The sequence below is a fragment of the Methylacidiphilum infernorum V4 genome, from assembly GCF_000019665.1.
GTDB classification, from domain to species: domain Bacteria; phylum Verrucomicrobiota; class Verrucomicrobiia; order Methylacidiphilales; family Methylacidiphilaceae; genus Methylacidiphilum; species Methylacidiphilum infernorum.
This window is the reverse complement of the sequence record NC_010794.1, coordinates 889,901-909,171: the sequence shown is the minus strand read 5'-3', so window position 1 is coordinate 909,171 and position 19,271 is coordinate 889,901. Positions and strand designations below refer to the sequence as shown.

Sequence of the window (19,271 nt, the reverse complement as noted above, 5' to 3'; positions counted from 1 at the left end):
GAAACAGGATATAAAAAATCTCTCTATTTTTTAATTTCTAATTAAGATAATAAAAAATAATAATTCGATGATAGGGGAATAAAGATAATGGATATAAAGAAACTTATAGAATCACGAATGGGAGAAAATTATTCTCTCCACCACCAATATGTGAATAGAACCCTTGTGCAGGTTCAAAAAATCATAGGTTTTGATAAAGTCTATACAAGGGCAAAAGGAGCTTACCTTTATGACAAAGAAGGAAACAAGTACCTGGACTTTCTTGGAGGGTTTGGGGTCTTTGCCGTTGGAAGAAATAACCAGTCGGTTAAAAAAGTCATCGAAGATGTGCTCGATATGGATCTGCCCAATATGGTGCAGATGGATTCAGCTCTTTTAAGCGGACTCCTTGCGGAGGCCCTTGTAAAAAGATTTTTGAACTGCGGCCAGCCCCATCTTAACGCCGTCTTCATCTGCAATAGTGGAACCGAGGCCGTTGAAGGAGCCATAAAATTTGCAAGGGCAGCCACAAGGCGCCCCCGCATTCTTTCCTTGGATAATTCTTTTCATGGATTAAGCATGGGTTCGCTGTCCGTTTCTGCAAATCCCTATTTTCACGAGGGTTTTGGTCCCTTTCTTCCCGGTTGCGAGCATGTTGCCATGGGCGATTTAAACGGCCTAGAACATGAGCTAAAAAAAGGGGATGTAGCCGCTTTCCTTTTCGAGCCCGTACAAGGAAAGGGAGTTCATTTTCCTCAAGATGATTATTTTATAGAAGCTCAAAAATTATGCAGAAAATTCGGCACTTTGCTTATCTGTGATGAAGTTCAAACAGGGCTTGGCAGAACGGGCAAATGGTTTGGATTCGAACATTGGCATATTGAGCCCGATATAGTGACATTGGCTAAAGCGCTGAGCGGGGGCTACGTCCCTTGCGGAGCCATTATCACCCGAAGAGAAATCTATCAAAAGGTCTTCAATCGGCTCGACCGGTGCATCGTGCACTCATCGACTTTTGGTCGAAACAACCTCGCCTGTGCCTGTGGCCTAGCAACCTTATCTATCCTTGAAGAAAACAAGCTCGTTGAAAATGCCAAAAACTGCGGTGAAAAAATTGAAACCGCTTTAATCGGCCTACAAAAAAAATACGAATGGATAAAAGAAGTCCGGGTCAAGGGACTGATGATCGGCATTGAATTTGGAGAACCAAAATCCATAACAGGGAAAATGGCTTGGAAGACCATCCATGCCATGGATAAAGGGCTTTTCCCCCAGTTGATCGTTTCCGCCCTCATGGCCAAGCATAGGATACTGAGCCAGGTGGCGGCAAACAACCAAGATATAGTCAAATGCTTACCTCCCCTGATCATTGGAGATGAGGAAATCAACTATTTTATCTCTTCTTTAGACGAGGTTCTAGCTGAATTGAAAAAATTCCCGGGTCCTTTATGGACACTGGGAACCAATTTCATGAAAGCCATGAAATCCCAAGCAGAAAATTAATGGAGTCAAAGCTTCATTTTCTTCTGCCGGTTCCTTTGTAAAGCTTGAGGCTCAAGGACCAAAACTCATATTTTAGCCCCATCCCTTTCATGGTATTCCCAAAGTCCCCCTTTTTTCCAGAAGGCCGTTCTGGCCCAATAAAAAAGATATTGCTGGGCATAGCCGGCAAAGGGACCAAAATAGGTTGAGGAAAATTCAAGAAGTTCTTTATGAGAGGGTTGCGCTCTTTTTAACAAGGGAGAATAGAAAGTCCGTAACACTCTTTCCATCCACCTGTCTATAGGGAAGACCTCTAATCTACCATATCCGAAAAGCAGGACGCAATCGGCGATTTTTCTTCCCACCCCAGGCAATTCCATAAGGATCTGCCTAATATCTCCTGTAGGAGCATCTTTAAGTTCAAGCAATAAATTGGGTTTTAACTTTGAAAGGATTGTCGATACTTTCCAGATAAAATTTGCCCGGAAACCAAGCCTTGCTTGTTTTAATCCCTCCGGACCCTTGACTATAATGTCTTCAGCCGAAGGAAAAGAAAAAAATCGAGGATAGATTTCTTTTCCATAAAAAGCCCGTAGCCGCCCACAGATTTTACGGATCTGAACTATGGGCTTTGCAGAAGAAGAGAGAAAACAGACCAGGGTTTCCCAGGGGTCTTGCTTTAATATCCTTAATCGAGGACAAGAACACCGAGCCCGTTCCAAAACTAAATCTCCTGGGGGAAAACTTTGGAATACTTTTTCAAGATCGAATTCCGTTTGGAAATACTCTTGAAAAGCACAAAAAGATCCCCGTGGACTGTAAACATTAAGGTTTTTTTCACCGGGAATCAGGGCATAAGGATCCGCCCCCACTTGTCCTATCCACGAGCCTTTGGCTATTCTTTGCCAAGAAAAGGCTTGGCCAGATCCCAGTGTAGCATCTACATCAACGAGATCTTTCCCATACTCTCCAATTAGAGACCAATCATGAACTACTTGCTCAAGGGAATACTCCGGCATATTTTTAAATACACTTAAAGCTCTCTTCAACTTATTTATATTTATGAAGTTCAGAAATTATTACGAAATATTGGGAGTGGATAAGAATGCAACCCAAGAAGAAATCCGTGCAGCTTTTAGGCGCCTTGCCCGCATCTACCATCCCGACGTGGCTAAAGATAAAAAAGCCGCTGAAGAGAAATTTAAAGATATAAACGAAGCTTACGAAGTCCTTAGCGATCCTGAAAAAAGACAAAAATATGACCAGATGTTTTCTTCTTGGGATAGTACACAAGAAGAATTCGTTCCTCCATTCTGGACACCTTCTCAAGGTTGGGAACAACAGGAAGGTTATGCCACCCAATTTGGAGGAACAGGCTTTAGCGATTTCTTTGAGATGTTTTTTGCAGAGCACGGTGGGCTCTTCTCCAATCTTTTCCATAAAAACGGCCAGGATGCTGTAAAAAAACAGAGGGGAAGGGATCTGACTGCTGAAATTTTGGTCAATCTCGACGAAGTCCTTCACGGGTCAGTGCGTCAAATCACCGTATCTCGACCAACGAACGGGGGAAATCGCAAAGATACTTATCAAATAACGATTCCCATCGGGATAGAAGAAGGACAAAGAATCCGGCTTGCTGGGTTAGGAGAGCCTTCAGCTTATGGAAAGGCTGGAGATTTATTTTTAAAAGTCAAATATGCCAAGCATCCCTTTTTCAGAGTCGAAGGAAAAGATCTTTATTATGACTTAGAAATTCCTCCTTGGGACGCAGCGCTAGGGTCAACAGCCCAGATTCCAACCTTAGAGGGTCATGTCAACTTGAAAATACCCCCTGGGTGTAAATCGGGAACCAAATTGAGACTTAAAGGCCTAGGTCTGCCTTACAGGGACGGAAAAACAAGGGGAGATCTCTATGCTGTCGTTTCTATAAACGTGCCTCAAGCTGTAAGCTCTGAAGAAAAAAAACTTTGGGAACAATTAAGCCAAAGGAAACGGAAATAAAGAGAAAATGAAAGTCCAAGAAAAAGAAAATAATCAAGCCCTTTCTATCCTTGTGGCAGGAGAAGGAAAAATAAGGGTTTATTCTCTTGAAACCTTATCAAGAGAAACGGGGATAGACACAGAAATTATCGCTATATACCTACGGATGGGATTGATAAGGCCTTGTGAATATTCCCATAATGATCTCCTTTTCAATGATGATACCGTGTTCCTTCTCAAACAGTTTGAAAGGTTAAGATTGGAATACAAGATGGGCTTTCAAGCCATCCGGAGATTTTATAGAATATTAAAAGCCCTGTAATAGAAAAAATTCGGAGCTCGGGGAAAACCCTTCTTTTCTAATAACGATGATCAATGCAAATAGGGTAGAATCTCCACTTTTAAAGGAACTGTTTTACCTTATCGATCAAAAAGGACCTATTCCTTTTGATGCCTACATGTCGATGCATCAAGGCCATCCCCAATTTGGGTATTATTCAAGGGGCACACAAAAAAAAATAGGCAAAAATGGGGATTTTTTCACGAGTGTTTCTGTAGGTTCTCTTTTTGGCGAGTGTCTTGCTAGGCAATGCTGCGAAGTCTGGAAGCAACTGGAAATGAACGGTTCGCTATGGATTCTGGAGGCAGGAGCGGGAGGCGGGGAGCTTGCCTGTGATATTGTTGATTGGCTGGATAAAAACGAACCCGGTTTATCGAAAAACTTATCCTATCTCTTTCTTGAGCCTTTTGCCGAAAATCAAGAAGAACAAAGAAAAGAAATTCAAAAACGCATGGGAAAAACCCACCGTTTTCATTGGTTTTTGGGATGGGAAGACCTACCGACTTTATCCTCTCCGGTTATCCTGATAGCCAATGAATTCCTAGACAGCCTCCCTTTTAAGCGCATCACCTTTCGTCATGGCCAATGGATGGAGCAATACCTGTATAGCAACAAAGAAAACAAACTCTGCTTTGTGGATTTGCCTATTACCAAGGGAAGCCTGCTTGAAGATCTTGTTCATAAAATAGCTCTGCCTGAAATTGACGGATATACCACTGAAATCCATACCGAGGCATGGAAATGGATTTTTCAAGCCGGTACAAAACTAGACTCCTCCTTGTTCTTCATCATAGACTATGGCTTGTCCGAAGGAGAATATTTTGCTCCCTGGCGTTCGAAAGGCACTCTTCGTTGTTACAAGGACCATAAAGTTTTTTCAGATCCCCTACTCTTTCCTGGAATCAGTGACATTACCGCCCATCTGAACTTCAGCCTTGTTGTGAAAGCAGCCGAAGAGAGTGGAATGGAAGCTATCGGATGGCTGGATCAGCATCATTTTTTCATGGGATGGTTAGACCAAATGCACTCCATGGATCCTCTTTTTCTCCTAAAAGATCCTCGTAGAGAAAGCTGGATAAGAAAATTTTTTATGCTTTCACACCCCCTCTTCATGGGAAAAAATTTCAAATTTTTACTGCTCTCTAAAAATCTTCCCCCTGGCTTAAGATTGTCCGGGCTAAAATTTTGCCGATTAAAAAAACCATGAAATACTACCCTTGCAAATTCTTTTGTTTACGGCCGCCAAGAAGAGTAAGATATCAAGCAAATTTGACTAAACCTTAATTTTTATTTTCCATCCCTCTATTGAGCTCAACCCTTGTTATGCATCGGATAATAAAAAACGAAAAAGAGACCGGCATTTTGGCTCCTGTCTTTGCTTTAAGAAGAAAAAACGATTTGGGCATTGGCGATACCAAAGCCGTCCTCTCTACGATCGATTTTTGCCACTCCCTCCATATCAACTATCTCCAAGTACTGCCCATAAACGAGACAAGCGAAGACAACAGTCCCTACAATGCCATGAGTTCCATCGCTTACGATCCTATGCTTCTCACCCTCGAGCCCGACGCTATTCCTGGGCTTTTAGAAGAAGATCTCAAGCTTACGGAATCCGAAAAACTTGCATTCAAAGAGAGGTTGATCGATTACCGGCTCGTTAAATCCATTAAGAAAAAACTTTTAGAAAAAGCCTATTCTCGGTTCACACTTTCTTCTTCTCCCTCTCAAAGAAAGGATTTTGCTCTTTTTTGTAAAAATAACAAAGATTGGCTTTCGAAATACACTCTTTTCAGGTTTCTTGTAGAAGCCAATGACGGCAATACGCGGTGGAACGATTGGCCGGAAGAAATTCAAAATTACAATAATGCTCTGAGTTGGTTTAAAAGGCAAAAGGATAAAAACCGCATTCTGGAAAAGCGGCGCTTTTATGCTTTTATTCAATGGATAGCTTACAAACAGTGGAAAAACGTAAGAAGATACGCGGAAGCGAAGATGGTCAAACTCATGGGGGATATTCCCTTTGGTATTAACAGGTATAGTTCCGATGTTTGGGCCAACCAAGAACTTTTTGATTGCCAATGGAGCTGTGGAGCACCTCCGGAAACTTTTTTCCAGGGTGATGAATTTGTAAAAAGATGGGGACAAAATTGGGGATTTCCCTTGTATCGCTGGGAAAATCATGAAGCGGAATCCTTCAGATGGTGGAGACGAAGAATTATATGGACTACAAAAATTTTCCATGCCTTTCGCATAGACCATGTTTTAGGCTTTTTCAGAATCTATGCCTTCCCATGGCTTCCTGAACAAAATAATGAATTTCTCCACCTGGATATGGAAGAAGTGAAAGCCAAAACAGGAGGCCTTACACCCCGATTCTTTCCCGGGCCGGATGAGCCAGAAGAATCGGCTCTCGTTAACAAAATTCAAGGAGAAAAGATCTTAAAAGTCATCCTCGAAACGGCAAAAAATGAAGTTGTTGTTGCCGAGGATCTTGGCCTTGTTCCCGGCTACGTAAGACCCGTTCTCCAAGCAATGGGCATTCCCGGTTTTACTATTCCCATGTTTGAAAGAAAACCCGATCTTTCTTACCGGCCGGTCAAGGATTATCCTTTCCTTACCGTTGCTACTTACGGCACACACGATCATCCTTCTTTAGCCAGTCGATATAACTTCCTTGTTCAAAAGGCAGCTCAAAACCCCCATGGCGAAGAGATGCGCGAACTGGGCCGCATCGCCCTTTTTATCGGCTTTCCCCCTTCTGAACTCCCTGATTATTTTGATGAACGGGTGCATCTTAGATTTGTTGAAGTGCTTCTCAACAGCCCCTGTTGGCTTGTGGTTTTTTCTATAAATGATCTTTTGGGTATAGAACTTCAATTTAACCATCCGGGATCAAACCCAAAAGATAATTGGAGAGATCGGTTAGACAAGCCCCTAATGGATTATCTTAAAGAACCCGAATTTGGTTCAAAACTAAAAAAAATAGGGCAATTTATTAAACAAGCTCAAAGATCGTCGTGCTTAAATGCCTAGAATCGAGGAAATGATTTCTTATTGACGAATAGAGAGAAACCTAGCTTTAACTTTTTGCTTTTTTTTTGGTTATATTTCATGAATAAACACTCTTAAGATTACTTTTTAGCATGAGACCACTATTTACACACCAGCGATATTTTTTGTTCGTTGCAGGGGTGCTATTGCTTCCCTTGATAATGGTTCTTGGAGGATGTGATCAAGCCGTCTATCTGTGGCAATACGGCTCGGTTACAGGTCCAGGGAAAAAGAATGCACGCACAGCTTTTGAACAGGATCTTTTTAATCCCGAAAATACTAAAAAACTCAATATTACCGGTCATCAAGTCGTCGTTAATTACGTCGATATGCCTTCAATCAATCCTTGGACTTCTCAAGAAGAAGCTGAAGTCCATGTAACCATACAGGTAAAATTTAAAAACGGCCGGGTTTTCCAACAAGCTTATGATGGGACCATTATTCATACCCATGGGAAAGAATGGCACCTCAGTCCTATCCTTGTTAAAGCCATAGACACCCAGCTTTCGGCCGTTAGCCGATCCAGTTAACTGCTGATTTCTTTTTTTGTCTAAACCGAGAAAACCAACATTAAAAGCGGCTGCGGAATAGACCCTTGTGAATAAAGGGATAAATCTTTTCTCCGGTACTGTTTTTCTCAAAGTTTATGTCGAACTAAGAATCTCCAAGCAGTGATCGTAGAGGTTCCTTAGGAAAATGTAAGGATCGTTACCCTTTATCCATTGGCTGCTTATTTCTAATAGGAATGTTGATTGAAAATTCGATTCTTTCAAGGCTTTTACAAAATCTTTCCAGCAAATGACACCCTTTGCCGGAGGCAGGTGATCATCATGTTCTCCAAGGGTGTCCTGGACATGAAGGGCTACCACTTTCCTTGCGATCTGTCTATACCGATTGATGAAATTATCCTTGTATCGTAAATAAACATGACCTGTATCAAAACATATTCCCACGCTGGGTGGATATTGGGAAACAAGCTGATAAAGGAAGACTAAATCCGAGCCAAGAAAGGAAGGTAAAAGTGTTTCTAAGGCTAAGACCAATCCTAGTTTAGCCGTGTGCTGATAAATAAGACTGATACTTTTCTCAATCCGGTTCAATCTTTCCTTTCTTTCTTCCAGGTCAAGAACTCGATCGCATTCAATGCCTGAAGGATGAACCACCAGGATATTTCCTTCTAATTCTTTAAGAGCGGCTGCCGCCGATAAAGTGATGTTTAGGGATGCTTCCTGGATCAGTCGGTCGGGATGAGAAAGATCGAAAGAGGGATAAAAGGGACTATGCAAACTTACAGCTTTCAATCCCAGGGAAGAAAGTTGCCGTTTAATCTGTTTTACTTCGTTTGTATTTTGGAAATCAAAATGGGTATAGCGACAGGATGAATCAGGAGAAGCCCAGATCTCAACGGCTTTGAATCCTCCTCTAGCAATGAGGGGTAGAGACTCGGTAAGGGGAACATCACAAAAAAGGCTGGTCGATAATCCAAGGTTCACTTTTTATCTTCATTTACACTGGCCTGCTTAAAGGCCAGGGGAAAAATGCTCCTATCAAAAACGTGCGTTCATATACGCACAATTTTCTTCTTGTCCCGACGGGTTTTACCGACCCCATTCGCATCTGACAGGTGTCAGTTTCCCGGCTATACCCGGAGCGATTCCGAAGGCAACGCTACAGTTGCTTGCTACGGACGCGCCACGGGTAGGGCGGTTGCGGTCGCCAGCCGCTTTTGGTTACGCGCAGAGTTCAGGTCACGGCCGTGGTGCGACCCGCATTGCAGGCACTTCCATTCCCTGTCCTTGAGCGTTCGCCGCCTTGCCTGTGCACATCGCACTTTCCACAATCACCATCATGCTTTAATGCGGATGATGTTCAATGCCAGAATTTAGCTCCTTTTTCTCTTCCAAGTCAATCACCCATTCCGTCAGACTTGCTCACTGCTGCTCAAACAGGAACAAAGCTGACTTCCTGCTTCCTTGAGGCGGATGCCGCCAGGCCTTGTGTGACCCAAGCCATATCCTTCCTCTCCACAGGCCTGCCTTCCTGCGGAACCCGCCGCAGGGCCGTTTAGGGCGGCCGATACGTATTAAAATATAAAAGAAAGATCAAAAAAGATCGACTAATTAATCAACTGTTCAAACCCTGTATTCCAAAAAGGGTGTTACTGGCTGCCCGGCATGGATTCGAACCATGACTAAAGGCTCCAAAGACCTCTGTGCTACCATTACACCACCGGGCAATACGCTCCTCTTTTCTTTTTATTCTCCCTGTCCTTTAGAATATCCCTCCACCCCATTAAAACTATACAATAATTCTGTTTTTGTGAACTCTAATCCTCTTTGTTGAATAACATCCAAAAGCCGAACGATATCGCCATGGTTAACTTTTATATCCTTTTCTCTTTCCGTGCAAACAAAACGGCATTGAAACGGTCCTGCAAGGAGAGACTCTCCATGAGAAAAAGGCCAAACAGCCATGCCCCGGTTTGCGATCATCTCAAGCTTGAAACGATGTTCGCAGCCTTGGAGCCGGCGAGCTAATTCTTGGGGAGAATCCTGAAAATCAATAAATACATCTACCCCAACCAATTCTTTCTGTTCTTGAGGAAGGACAATGTGGAAATCGGTTCTGGGTTTATCTTGAAAGCGGGATGAACAAAAGGGTTTTAAAATTTCTGGCATTTTTCCCAAGTTTTTAATCACATGCCGGGCGAATTCCCTGGTTCCCACTTTTACTTTGCTTACTCCTTCACGGAAAATGTCATAAGTATGGATCCCTTCTTCAATAGTTTTTAACCATGCATTGTAGACTCTATCTGCAACGGCATTTTGTCCTATGTGGATAAGCATTTGCACGGCAGCTAATAGGAGTCCAGAAGGGTTAGCCACATTCTGACCCGCCCGCCGAGGGGCCGAACCATGGATGGCTTCAAACATGGAATACTCATGTCCAATATTGGCGGAAGCCCCGAGACCAACTGAACCGGCAATCTGCACGGCAACATCAGAAAGAATGTCTCCGTAAAGATTGGCAAGAACAAGGACATCAAAAGATTGGGGGTTGTCTGCAAGTTTAGCCGAACCGATATCAATGATCCAATGTTCCTTTTCAATTTGAGGGTATTCTTTGGCGACTTCCTCAAATACCTTGTGAAACATCCCATCGGTAATTTTGAGTATGTTATCCTTGGTAAAGGAACTCACCTTTTTCCTTCCATAACAGCGTGCATATTCAAAGGCGTAACGGATAATTCTTTCCGTCCCCTGCCTGGTCATTATTTTTAAGGCTTGGAAAGAATCTACCCCCTGCCTGTGTTCTATTCCTCCATAAAGATCTTCTTCATTTTCTCGAATAATGACAAGATCAATCCCTGGATGTTTTGTATGGATAAACGGAGCATAGGATATACAGGGTCTTATATTGGCATAAAGCCCCAAGGCTTTGCGGACAGTTACGTTCAGGCTTTTGAATCCTCCGCCCTGGGGAGTTGTTATAGGAGCTTTTAAAAAAACTTTCGTCCGCTTTAAACTTTCCCATGAAGAAGGCTCTATCCCAGAAGGGTTTCCCATTGAATAAACCTTAAAACCAATTTCGATCTTTTCGATTTCGAGTTCTGCTCCAGCTTCCAGGATGACTTTTAAGGTCGCATCCATAATTTCCGGACCAATACCATCACCATAAGCAACCGTTATTGGAACTTTTTTCATGAGAAACTCCTTATATTATTTACATGGATAATCCATGGGTTCCTTTTTTCTTCACGAAATGAAAAAAAAAAATATTTTCCTTTTATACCTTGTCTTCCCTTTTTTAAGAAAGACTAATTAATTAGATTATTTCTTTTTTTAATGGAAACTACAATATATGAAATATTGTTCTAAAAATGACAAGAAAGAAATGGAATGGCTTGGCTAAAATAATTTTACAAGGACATCTCCTCTTTTTTTCTTTCCTTTTATTTTTCTGTTCCTGCACACATACCCATTTTTATCCTTACCAGGGGAAAAATACCCAGACCGGCAAAGGGGCAGCAAAACGCGTTATCGATGGGATAGATGTATGGAGCGATGGATTACCCAAAAAAAAATACACGGTCATTGGAGTTATTCATGACAACCGCAGTGGTCTTTTTTCTTCGGGTGTTCTTAAAAGCGTGGTCAAAAAAGCCAAACAGCATGGAGCCGATGGTGTGATTGAATACCAAGCTTATGCCGTCGCTGTGAACAACTTGGCCGCTTCGGCAAGCGGCTTTGCCTCTAATGCCGATCAGATGCCTTCGACTTTTGGGCCAACCATGAGTTCATGGTTGGCCTTTACCGGACCAGCTTCTGCTGGACTTGCAGGAGCCCAAAGCGGGCAATCCCGCTGGTGGGTTATAAAATATTTACCCGAAGAAAAAAAGTCCTCAACAGTGAGAATACCCAAAGAAGAACCGTTAAAAAAGCCGTAGTTTTTTATGAGTAACAAGCATAAGATAGACTTTCTCATCCTCCAAGTCCTTTTTCTTTGGCCACTTTTTTTACTGGGTCTTTTTGCTTTCTTGGGATGCTCTAAAACCACTTATATTCCCTTTGAAGATGGGGCTAAAACGGTGGGTAAAGGAGGAGCAATTCACAAGGTCAATGGTATTGAGGTGTGGACTGATGGAAATCCTGATCGCCCTTATAAAATTATCGGCGTGATTCATGATAGCCGCAGCGGCCTTCGAAAAGGAAGCATAGAAAAAAATGCCGCAAAGATAGCAAAAAAAATGGGTGGAGATGCCCTTTTGGAGTACCAAACTTTTGGGCTAACCCCCGGCGGAGTTACAGGTGCTATTGGAGGAGCGGCAGGAAACGTGATGTGGATTGCCGCTCAATATAGCTCTGCTGCTGCAGGACCCATAGCTATGGGTGCAGTGGCTGCAGCAGCCCTGGCATCCTCTGGAGGAGGAAAATCCAGGTGGTGGGTAGCCAAATACCTTCCCGAGGACAAAATCTCAAAAACAGAGGAAAAGAAAAAAACGACAAACAATAATTAAAATCCCCCCCTATTGGCCCTTGGGCAAACAGGGGGGGTATGATTCTGGCAACGCCCTACTCTCACGTACCCTATCGGTACACTACCATCGGCGAAGACACGTTTCACTTCCGTGTTCGGGATGGGAACGGGTGGTTCCATGTCTCTATGGTCACCAGACCTGTTGCTTTTATATCTTCTTTGAAAAAAAACAACAGGTCTAGTGACCACAAATTCTCAAAATCGTTCTTTGAAAACTGCAGGCAAATTGAGAATAAAAGATCCAAGCACTAAGAGAATTACAAGCCGATCGGGCTATTAGTACCGCTCCGCTACATGCATTACTGCACTTACACGCGCGGCCTATCAACGTGGTAGTCTACCACGGCCCTGGTGGGGAGATTTCATCTTGGGAATGGCTTGGCGCTTAGATGCTTTCAGCGCTTATCCTTTCCGGACATAGCTACCCGGCGCTGCGCCTGACGGCACAACCGGCACACCAGCGGTCCGTCACTCCCGGTCCTCTCGTACTAGGGAGTGAACCCCTCAAATCTCCAACGCCCACAGTGGATAAGGACCGAACTGTCTCACGACGTTCTGAACCCAGCTCGCGTACCGCTTTAACCGGCGAACAGACGGACCCTTGGGACCTTCTCCAGCCCCAGGATGCGATGAGCCGACATCGAGGTGCCAAACCGAGCCGTCGATATGGACTCTTGGGCTCGATCAGCCTGTTATCCCCGGCGTACCTTTTGTCCGATGAGCGATGGCGATTCCACATTCAACCACCGGATCACTTGGTCCTACTTTCGTACCTGTTCGACCCGTCGGTCTCACAGTTAAGCTCCCTTCTACCCATGCGCTCGACGCACGATTGCCAACCGTGCTGAGGGAACCTTAAGAACTCCTCCGTTACCCTTTAGGAGGAGACCGCCCCAGTCAAACTGACCAGCTGCCATTGTCCCAAATCTCGGTTCAGAGACTTTGGTTAGAACTCCCGCTACAGAAGAGTGGTGTTTCATTGGCGACTCCGCTTCCTCCGAAAAGGAAGCCTCACAGTCTCCCACTTACGCTAAGCAACTATAACAGAAGTCCAGTAACAGCGTACAGTAAAGGTGCACGGGGTCTTTCCGTCCTACTGTGGGTAGGCGGCATCTTCACCGCCACTATAATTTCACTGAGCATCTCTTCGAGACAGTCGCCAACTCGTTACACGATTCGTGCAGGTCGGAACTTACCCGACAAGGAATTTCGCTACCTTAGGACCGTCATAGTTACGGCCGACATTCGCTGGGACTTGGGTTCAAAGCTTCGCCTTTAGGGCTAACTTCTCCCCTTAATCTTCCAGCATTGGTCACGTGTCACTCCCTATACGTCGTCTTCACGACTTTGCAGAGAGCTGTGTTTTTGTTAAACAGTCGGTTGGCGCTTTTCACTGCGACCTCCCTTGCGGAAGGCACCCCTTCTCCCGAAGTTACGGGGCTAATTTGCCGAGTTCCTTAAAGAGATTTCACTCACGCGCCTGAGTATATTCTACCCACCCACCTGTGTCGGTTTCCGGTACGGGCACCTTAGTCTACCCGGAAGCTTTTCTTGGCATCCCATTTGAAAGATCCCCTCGGGATTTCTCCTTCAGGTCCCCTTGCGGGACAAGGACTTTCAGCACCTCGCCTTTCTCCTGGAATGCGTCCCTTCCGGTTAAATGTCGGTGGTGCTGGAATATTAACCAGCTTGACATCGTTTACGCCCTTCGGCCTCAACTTAGTCCCCGACTAACCCTGGGAGGACGAACCTTCCCCAGGAAACCTTGGGTTTACGGCGGGCCGGATTTTCACCGGCCTTATCGTTACTCATGTCTGCATTCTCACTTCCAAAAACTCCACGCTCGGTTACCCTCACGCTTCACAGTTTTTGGAACGCTCCTCTACCGTGTCATTAAGACACCCGCAGCTTCGGTATGCAACTTTATCGCCAATCATTTTCGGCGCGAAATTTCTCGGTGAGTCAGCTATTACGCACTGTTTAAATGGTGGCTGCCTCTAAGCCAACATCCTCACTGTCTAAGAAATTTCACATCCTTTCCACTTAGTTGCATTTTGGCACCTTAGCTGGCGATCTGGGTTGTTTCCCTCTCGACGATGAAGCTTATCCCCCACCGTCTTACTCCCATGTTCCACCCTGTGGTATTCAGAGTTTGATTGGATTCGGTACCCCGGTAAGGGCCCTAGTCCATTCAGTGCTTTACCCCCACAAGTCAGCACATGAGGCTAGACCTAAATCTATTTCGAGGAGAACCAGCTATCAGGGGGTTTGATTAGTCTTTCGCTCCTACCCACAGCTCATCGGAGACGTTTTCAACCGTCACCCGTTCGGACCTCCATCATCGGTTAAGATGACTTCATCCTGGCCATGGGTAGATCACCTCCCCTTCGGGTCTATTGCCTGCAGCTGTGACGCCCTATTCAGACTCGCTTTCGCTTCGCCTCCGTCCCAAAGGGACTTAGACTTGCCACAGACAATAACTCGCAGACTCATTAAGCAAAAGGCACGCCATCACCCTTTCGGGCTCTGACACCTTGTAGGCACACGGTTTCAGGTTCTATTTCACTCCCCTCATCGGGGTTCTTTTCACCTTTCCCTCACGGTACTGGTTCACTATCGGTCGCTAGGTAGTATTTAGCCTTACGCGGTGGTCCGCGTAGATTCACGCGAAGTTTCCCGTGCATCGCGTTACTCAGGATACCCCCAGACGTTGCATAAGCTTTAAGATACAGGCCTCTCACCTTCTTTGGGGCGACTTTCCATCCGCTTCTCCTAGCTCTGCAACTATCTATTTGGAGGTCCTACAACCCCAGGCAGCAAGCTGCCTGGTTTGGGCTGTTCCGCTTTCGCTCGCCACTACTAACGGAATCGCATTCGCTTTCTTTTCCTCCGCTTACTGAGATGTTTCACTTCAGCGGGTTTCGCCTAACCAGGTCTATGAATTCAACCCGGTAGGGTACGACATTACTCGTACCAGGTTACCCCATTCGGAAATCCCCGGATCAAAGCGTGCTTCCCACTCCCCGAGGCTTATCGCAGGTAGCCACGTCCTTCATCGCCTCCTAGCGCCAAGGCATCCACCCTGTGCCCTTTCTTACTTGTAACCCTCTTTAAGTACTCTAAAATATTTTACTCTCAATCACCTGCAGTTTTCAAAGAACAAGCAACCCTCAAAATCAATTCCCGTTCATTCCTTTAACGGAGGGCAAAACTGTCTCAACCAGGGAAAAAGGAAATCATTTATACGGACTACCTGGGCCTGACTGGGCTCGAACCAGTGACCCTGCGCTTATCAAGCGCATGCTCTGACCAACTGAGCTACAGGCCCAATCAACTCCCTACACTACAATCCATAATGACCTGGAGGCAAGGGGATTCGAACCCCTGACCTACAGCTTGCAAAGCTGCCGCTCTACCAACTGAGCTATGCCCCCGACAATCAGGAGGATTATCGTGTTCAGCTTAAATCAAGCCCTGTGTAGTCTTTCCATTCTCTTTTGCCTGATAGAGATTTTAGCCGCCCTTTCTCTCTATTGATTCTTAAAACCGAACCGAGTCGTTATTTCTCAATAGGCTGATCCAATAGAGTTATTTGAGGGCTGTGGTCGCCAGTTCAACAGAACTGAATTGTGCAGAATCCTTACCTAAGGCCGCAGCTTATAAACCTCATAAGGTTTACCTGCCTGTTTAAATACATATCCAGACAGGTAATCGACCTAAGCAACGATAATCTCTAAAGATACCGTTGCCTTACTCCTTAGAAAGGAGGTGATCCAGCCGCAGGTTCCCCTACGGCTACCTTGTTACGACTTCATCCCAATCACTAGCCATACCTTCGACAATCTTACGATTGGCTTCGGGTACAACCAGCTTTCAGGATGTGACGGGCGGTGTGTACAAGGCCCGGGAACGTATTCACGGCGCCGTAGCTGATGCGCCATTACTAGCGATTCCGGCTTCACGAAGGCGAGTTGCAGCCTTCGATCTGAACTGGGCCCGGTTTTTGGGATTTGCTCCACCTCGCGGTCTTGCTTCCCTCTGTACCGGGCATTGTAACACGTGTGCAGCCCAGGCCATAAGGGCCATCCTGACTTGACGTCGTCCCCACCTTCCTCCCCGTTGTACGAGGCAGTCTGTTCAGAGAGCCTTTCGGCAACTGGACATAGGGGTTGCGCTCGTTGCGGGACTTAACCCAACATCTCACGACACGAGCTGACGACAGCCATGCAGCACCTGTGCCGTTCGCCCTTGCGGGCCATTACCTTTCGGTAACTGAACACGGCATGTCAAGGCCTGGTAAGGTTCTTCGCGTTGCATCGAATTAAGCCACATGCTCCACCGCTTGTGCGGGCCCCCGTCAATTTCTTTGAGTTTTAGCCTTGCGGCCGTACTCCTCAGGCGGTGCGTTTAACGCGTTAGCTACGGCACTGGCGGGGTCGATTCCGCCAACGCCTAACGCACACCGTTTACGGCTAGGACTACCGGGGTATCTAATCCCGTTCGCTCCCCTAGCTTTCGTGTATCAGAGTCAGGTACCGTCCAGGAAGCCGCCTTCGCCACCGGTGTTCCTCTCGATATCCACGCATTTCACCGCTACACCGAGAGTTCCGCTTCCCCCTCCGGTCCTCTAGCTAGACAGTATCAAATGCAGTTCCTTCGTTGAGCAAAGGGATTTCACATCTGACTTATCTAACCTCCTACACACCCTTTACGCCCAGTAAATCCGAGCAACGCTCGGGACCTCTGTATTACCGCGGCTGCTGGCACAGAGTTTGCCGTCCCTTCCTCTCCCTGTACAATCAAGCTTCCAGGTTTATTCAACCTAAAAGCCTTGGTCCAGGGTGACAGGAGTTTACAACCCGAAGGCCTTCATCCTCCACGCGGCGTCGCTCCATCAGGCTTTCGCCCATTGTGAAAAATTCTCGACTGCTGCCACCCGTAGGTGTCTGGGCCGTGTCTCAGTCCCAGTGTGGCTGACCACCCTCTCAGGCCAGCTACCCGTCTTAGCCTTGGTGGGCCATTACCTCACCAACTAGCTGATGGGCCGCGGGCCTCTCCTGAAGCGTAAGGCCTTTTCAGGTCCCCTACTTTGATCTTTCGACCACATGCGGAATTACCCCACCTTTCGATGGGCTATTCCCCACTTCAGGGCAAGTTCCCACGTGTTACTCACCCGTTCGCCACTGAACTTGCCCCTTGTTGCCAAGGGACAAGCTGCGTTCGACTTGCATGTCTTATCCACGCCGCCAGCGTTCGCTCTGAGCCAGAATCAAACTCTCCGTAAAGAGAAAGATTCTTGGCTCGTTGTTCTACAGAAGTAGAACAAGGGCCACAAAACTACTGCATAACCTTAAATAAGGTTCTGCACAACTCAATCCTGTTTTCCGGCGACCAAAATTTTCAAAGAACAAATTTTTATCTGCTTTATCGCAGGGAATTTATCCTATTCAGTCTCTTTTTTAAGTCAACAATATTTTTTTAAAAAAGAAAATACATCTTCCAAAGAATATACTTTTCTTGGGAAGTTATTCAAACCTTCACTTTAAATTCTTCAATAAACCTTGTTAGAAGATCATTCTTTTGTATGCTTGTTTCTTTAAACATAACTCTTTCTCTGATGGATTCAATCAACAGTCCCTTTAAAAAAAAATTTCCTCAAAAACCACAAAATTTTGACAAGACCAAGAACCTTCTCCGTCTAACCAACACGAAGTTCAGCCCTTTTTTCCCTCTTCTTTTCGTTTTTCTCTTCTCCTTTGTTCTCCTCTCAGCAGGTTCTTTTTCTCTTCCCCTCATAGATCGTGACGAACCCCGGTTTGCACAGGCTGCAAGGGAAATGATGGAACGGAAAAACTTTGTTGTACCCTTTTTCAACGGTGAATTTAGGCTGGACAAACCCCCTCTTATATATTGGCTCATGGTTTTAAGTTATAAATTATTGGGAATAAATGAATTCTCTGCAAGGCTTCCTTCTATCCTCTCTTGCTCAATCCTTGCCGTTATTCTTTACTGCATTGCCTATCGTTATTCTCCTTCCGTGCGTTTAATTGTCCCCATAAGCTTCTGCTTTTCGCTTCAAACCCTTCTCCATGGAAGATTGGCAACAGCCGATATGGCTATGACTCTTTTCGTTACAACTGCCCAATGGGCTTTTTTGAACCTCCTTAATCAAAAATCGTGGTTCTGGTTCTCGATTTTCTGGATTTCCTTGGCCCTGGGTTTTCTTGCTAAAGGACCTATAAGTTGGCTCATTCCCCTTTTTACGTTTATTCTTTTCCGATTTGTTTTTTGGAGAAAACAAAAGGCTATTCCTTCTCTCCATCTTATTCCCGGGCTTTTATTATGCCTATCTATCATAAGCTTGTGGGCGCTACCCGCATTGATCGAAACAAAAGGGCTTTTTTGGAAAATAGGGATTGGTGAACACGTCATCCGAAGGGGAATGGAAGCCTTCGACAACAGGCCGTTTATTCCTTTCTATTATTTCATCTCTCCTTTTTTAAGTCTTTTCCCTTCTTCAGCATTCTTCGGCCTTTTCATTGAAACCTTGAGGAAAAAATGGTCTATGGAGAACGCCTTTTTCCTTTCCTGGTTTCTTGCTCCCATAATCATTTTCTCTTTCTATGCTACAGAATTACCCCATTATATCATGCCCGGCTTTCCTGCTTATTTCCTTGTGACCGGCCAAGGAATAAACGAGGCAAAAAAAACGAAATTTTCCCTTCTCTTTGCCCTTTTGCTTCTTGTCGTATTTTTTCTCTTTTCCCTGTTCCTTGTTTCCCTTTACCCCTTTTACGGGATCATCCTAAACCATCCCCTCAAGAACGTTCTTCTTTCCATAGGTCTCGTTATCCTTCTTTTATGCCTTTTTGGAGGGGCTATGATGCTCTACGGCCATAACCTCTCTTCAAGAACTGCTCCCTTTCTCATGATGGCTACGAACTACATCGCTTTAATCTATGTATTGAATTTCCTAGCCAAAGATCTCCGCTGTCTTTCCTTGACCGTCAAAATAGCCCCTCTTTTCAAAAATATGCCCCTTGCTTCCCAAAACTGTGCTTGGGGCTATACAGAACCGAGCCTTGTCTTTTATTCGAACAGGTTATGGACATGGGATCCCCCCCTAGCCCCGGTTCTCCCTCCCTATTTTTCTCTCCGGTTAGAAACAGAAACTTCTCTTTTCAAAACCTTGCCCTGGCCTCTTGATGAGAAAAACCATCCCCGGTCAACTTATAAAAATGATTCGGCCTTGGGGACTCCTCTTCCAGTTCAAGCAAGCCAAGGAGAAGGACGCATAGAAGGACTTAACCTGGGGAGAATGTCCTGGGTAAAAATTGATTTCTCCTACCACTACTAAGCCTGGCTTTCAGGCTAAAACCGGTAACGCTATTTCTCTAAAAAA

13 protein-coding genes, 3 tRNA genes and 3 rRNA genes are annotated in these 19,271 nt (G+C 45.2%); 9 read left to right on the top strand and 10 right to left on the bottom strand.

The window, feature by feature from the left end:
• Positions 1 to 87: 87 nt before the first annotated feature.
• On the top strand, positions 88 to 1,482 hold the full coding sequence (locus MINF_RS04260; protein WP_012463284.1) for an aspartate aminotransferase family protein: 1,395 nt from the start codon (positions 88 to 90) through the stop codon (positions 1,480 to 1,482).
• A 65-nt stretch (positions 1,483 to 1,547) separates the two neighbouring features.
• Here the strand turns inward: MINF_RS04260 and MINF_RS04255 are convergent, their stop codons facing one another.
• The gene (locus MINF_RS04255) at positions 1,548 to 2,480 is read right to left on the bottom strand and encodes a DNA glycosylase (protein ID WP_148205131.1); all 933 of its coding nucleotides are present in this window, start codon (positions 2,478 to 2,480) and stop codon (positions 1,548 to 1,550) included.
• Between the two features lie 43 nt (positions 2,481 to 2,523).
• Here MINF_RS04255 and MINF_RS04250 point away from each other — a divergent pair, with 43 nt between their 5' ends.
• The 5 genes from MINF_RS04250 to MINF_RS04230 all read left to right on the top strand — a co-directional run bounded on the left by MINF_RS04250 (position 2,524) and on the right by MINF_RS04230 (position 7,362).
• Positions 2,524 to 3,462 carry a DnaJ C-terminal domain-containing protein gene (locus MINF_RS04250; protein ID WP_012463282.1) on the top strand — a complete coding sequence of 313 codons (939 nt, stop codon included), beginning with the start codon at positions 2,524 to 2,526 and terminating at the stop codon, positions 3,460 to 3,462.
• A gap of 7 nt (positions 3,463 to 3,469) precedes the next feature.
• Positions 3,470 to 3,763 (top strand): MerR family transcriptional regulator, encoded by a 294-nt coding sequence (locus MINF_RS04245; RefSeq protein WP_012463281.1) that lies wholly within the window; start codon positions 3,470 to 3,472, stop codon positions 3,761 to 3,763.
• A 46-nt stretch (positions 3,764 to 3,809) separates the two neighbouring features.
• Positions 3,810 to 4,988 (top strand): class I SAM-dependent methyltransferase, encoded by a 1,179-nt coding sequence (locus tag MINF_RS04240; protein ID WP_012463280.1) that lies wholly within the window; start codon positions 3,810 to 3,812, stop codon positions 4,986 to 4,988.
• Positions 4,989 to 5,143: 155 nt separating this feature from the next.
• Positions 5,144 to 6,814 (top strand): 4-alpha-glucanotransferase, encoded by a 1,671-nt coding sequence (locus MINF_RS04235; RefSeq protein WP_238523550.1) that lies wholly within the window; start codon positions 5,144 to 5,146, stop codon positions 6,812 to 6,814.
• 110 nt (positions 6,815 to 6,924) lie between these two features.
• On the top strand, positions 6,925 to 7,362 hold the full coding sequence (locus MINF_RS04230; protein ID WP_012463278.1) for a hypothetical protein: 438 nt from the start codon (positions 6,925 to 6,927) through the stop codon (positions 7,360 to 7,362).
• A 114-nt stretch (positions 7,363 to 7,476) separates the two neighbouring features.
• On the opposite strand, the gene MINF_RS04225 is transcribed toward MINF_RS04230, so the two are convergent.
• The 4 genes from MINF_RS04225 to MINF_RS04215 form a co-directional block, all read right to left on the bottom strand.
• Positions 7,477 to 8,325, bottom strand: coding sequence for a sugar phosphate isomerase/epimerase family protein (locus MINF_RS04225; protein WP_012463277.1), 849 nt, complete (start codon positions 8,323 to 8,325; stop codon positions 7,477 to 7,479).
• Between the two features lie 188 nt (positions 8,326 to 8,513).
• Positions 8,514 to 8,663 carry a zinc ribbon domain-containing protein gene (locus tag MINF_RS11945; RefSeq protein WP_187146973.1) on the bottom strand — a complete coding sequence of 50 codons (150 nt, stop codon included), beginning with the start codon at positions 8,661 to 8,663 and terminating at the stop codon, positions 8,514 to 8,516.
• Between the two features lie 331 nt (positions 8,664 to 8,994).
• Positions 8,995 to 9,068: transfer RNA gene (locus MINF_RS04220), tRNA-Gln, on the bottom strand.
• 19 nt (positions 9,069 to 9,087) lie between these two features.
• Positions 9,088 to 10,536, bottom strand: a complete 1,449-nt coding sequence (locus MINF_RS04215; RefSeq protein WP_012463276.1) for an NADP-dependent isocitrate dehydrogenase — start codon at positions 10,534 to 10,536, stop codon at positions 9,088 to 9,090.
• A 176-nt stretch (positions 10,537 to 10,712) separates the two neighbouring features.
• On the opposite strand from MINF_RS04215, the gene MINF_RS04210 reads away from it, so the two are divergent.
• Positions 10,713 to 11,279, top strand: coding sequence for a hypothetical protein (locus tag MINF_RS04210; RefSeq protein ID WP_187146972.1), 567 nt, complete (start codon positions 10,713 to 10,715; stop codon positions 11,277 to 11,279).
• 6 nt (positions 11,280 to 11,285) lie between these two features.
• The gene (locus MINF_RS04205; protein ID WP_079200416.1) at positions 11,286 to 11,849 is read left to right on the top strand and encodes a hypothetical protein; all 564 of its coding nucleotides are present in this window, start codon (positions 11,286 to 11,288) and stop codon (positions 11,847 to 11,849) included.
• Between the two features lie 42 nt (positions 11,850 to 11,891).
• Here the strand turns inward: MINF_RS04205 and rrf are convergent.
• The 5 genes from rrf to MINF_RS04180 all read right to left on the bottom strand — a co-directional run bounded on the left by rrf (position 11,892) and on the right by MINF_RS04180 (position 17,154).
• Positions 11,892 to 12,007, bottom strand: a 5S ribosomal RNA gene (rrf, locus tag MINF_RS04200).
• 117 nt (positions 12,008 to 12,124) lie between these two features.
• Positions 12,125 to 14,973: ribosomal RNA gene (locus MINF_RS04195) — 23S ribosomal RNA — on the bottom strand.
• A 150-nt stretch (positions 14,974 to 15,123) separates the two neighbouring features.
• Positions 15,124 to 15,197, bottom strand: a tRNA-Ile gene (locus tag MINF_RS04190).
• 33 nt (positions 15,198 to 15,230) lie between these two features.
• Positions 15,231 to 15,303: transfer RNA gene (locus MINF_RS04185), tRNA-Ala, on the bottom strand.
• Positions 15,304 to 15,630: 327 nt separating this feature from the next.
• Positions 15,631 to 17,154: ribosomal RNA gene (locus MINF_RS04180) — 16S ribosomal RNA — on the bottom strand.
• Together the 16S, 23S and 5S rRNA genes with 2 tRNA genes alongside form the textbook arrangement of a ribosomal RNA operon.
• A gap of 299 nt (positions 17,155 to 17,453) precedes the next feature.
• Between MINF_RS04180 and MINF_RS04175 the strand changes: the two genes are divergently transcribed.
• Entirely contained in the window at positions 17,454 to 19,226 is a 1,773-nt protein-coding gene (locus MINF_RS04175) for an ArnT family glycosyltransferase (protein ID WP_238523549.1), read from the top strand.
• Positions 19,227 to 19,271: the final 45 nt, after the last annotated feature.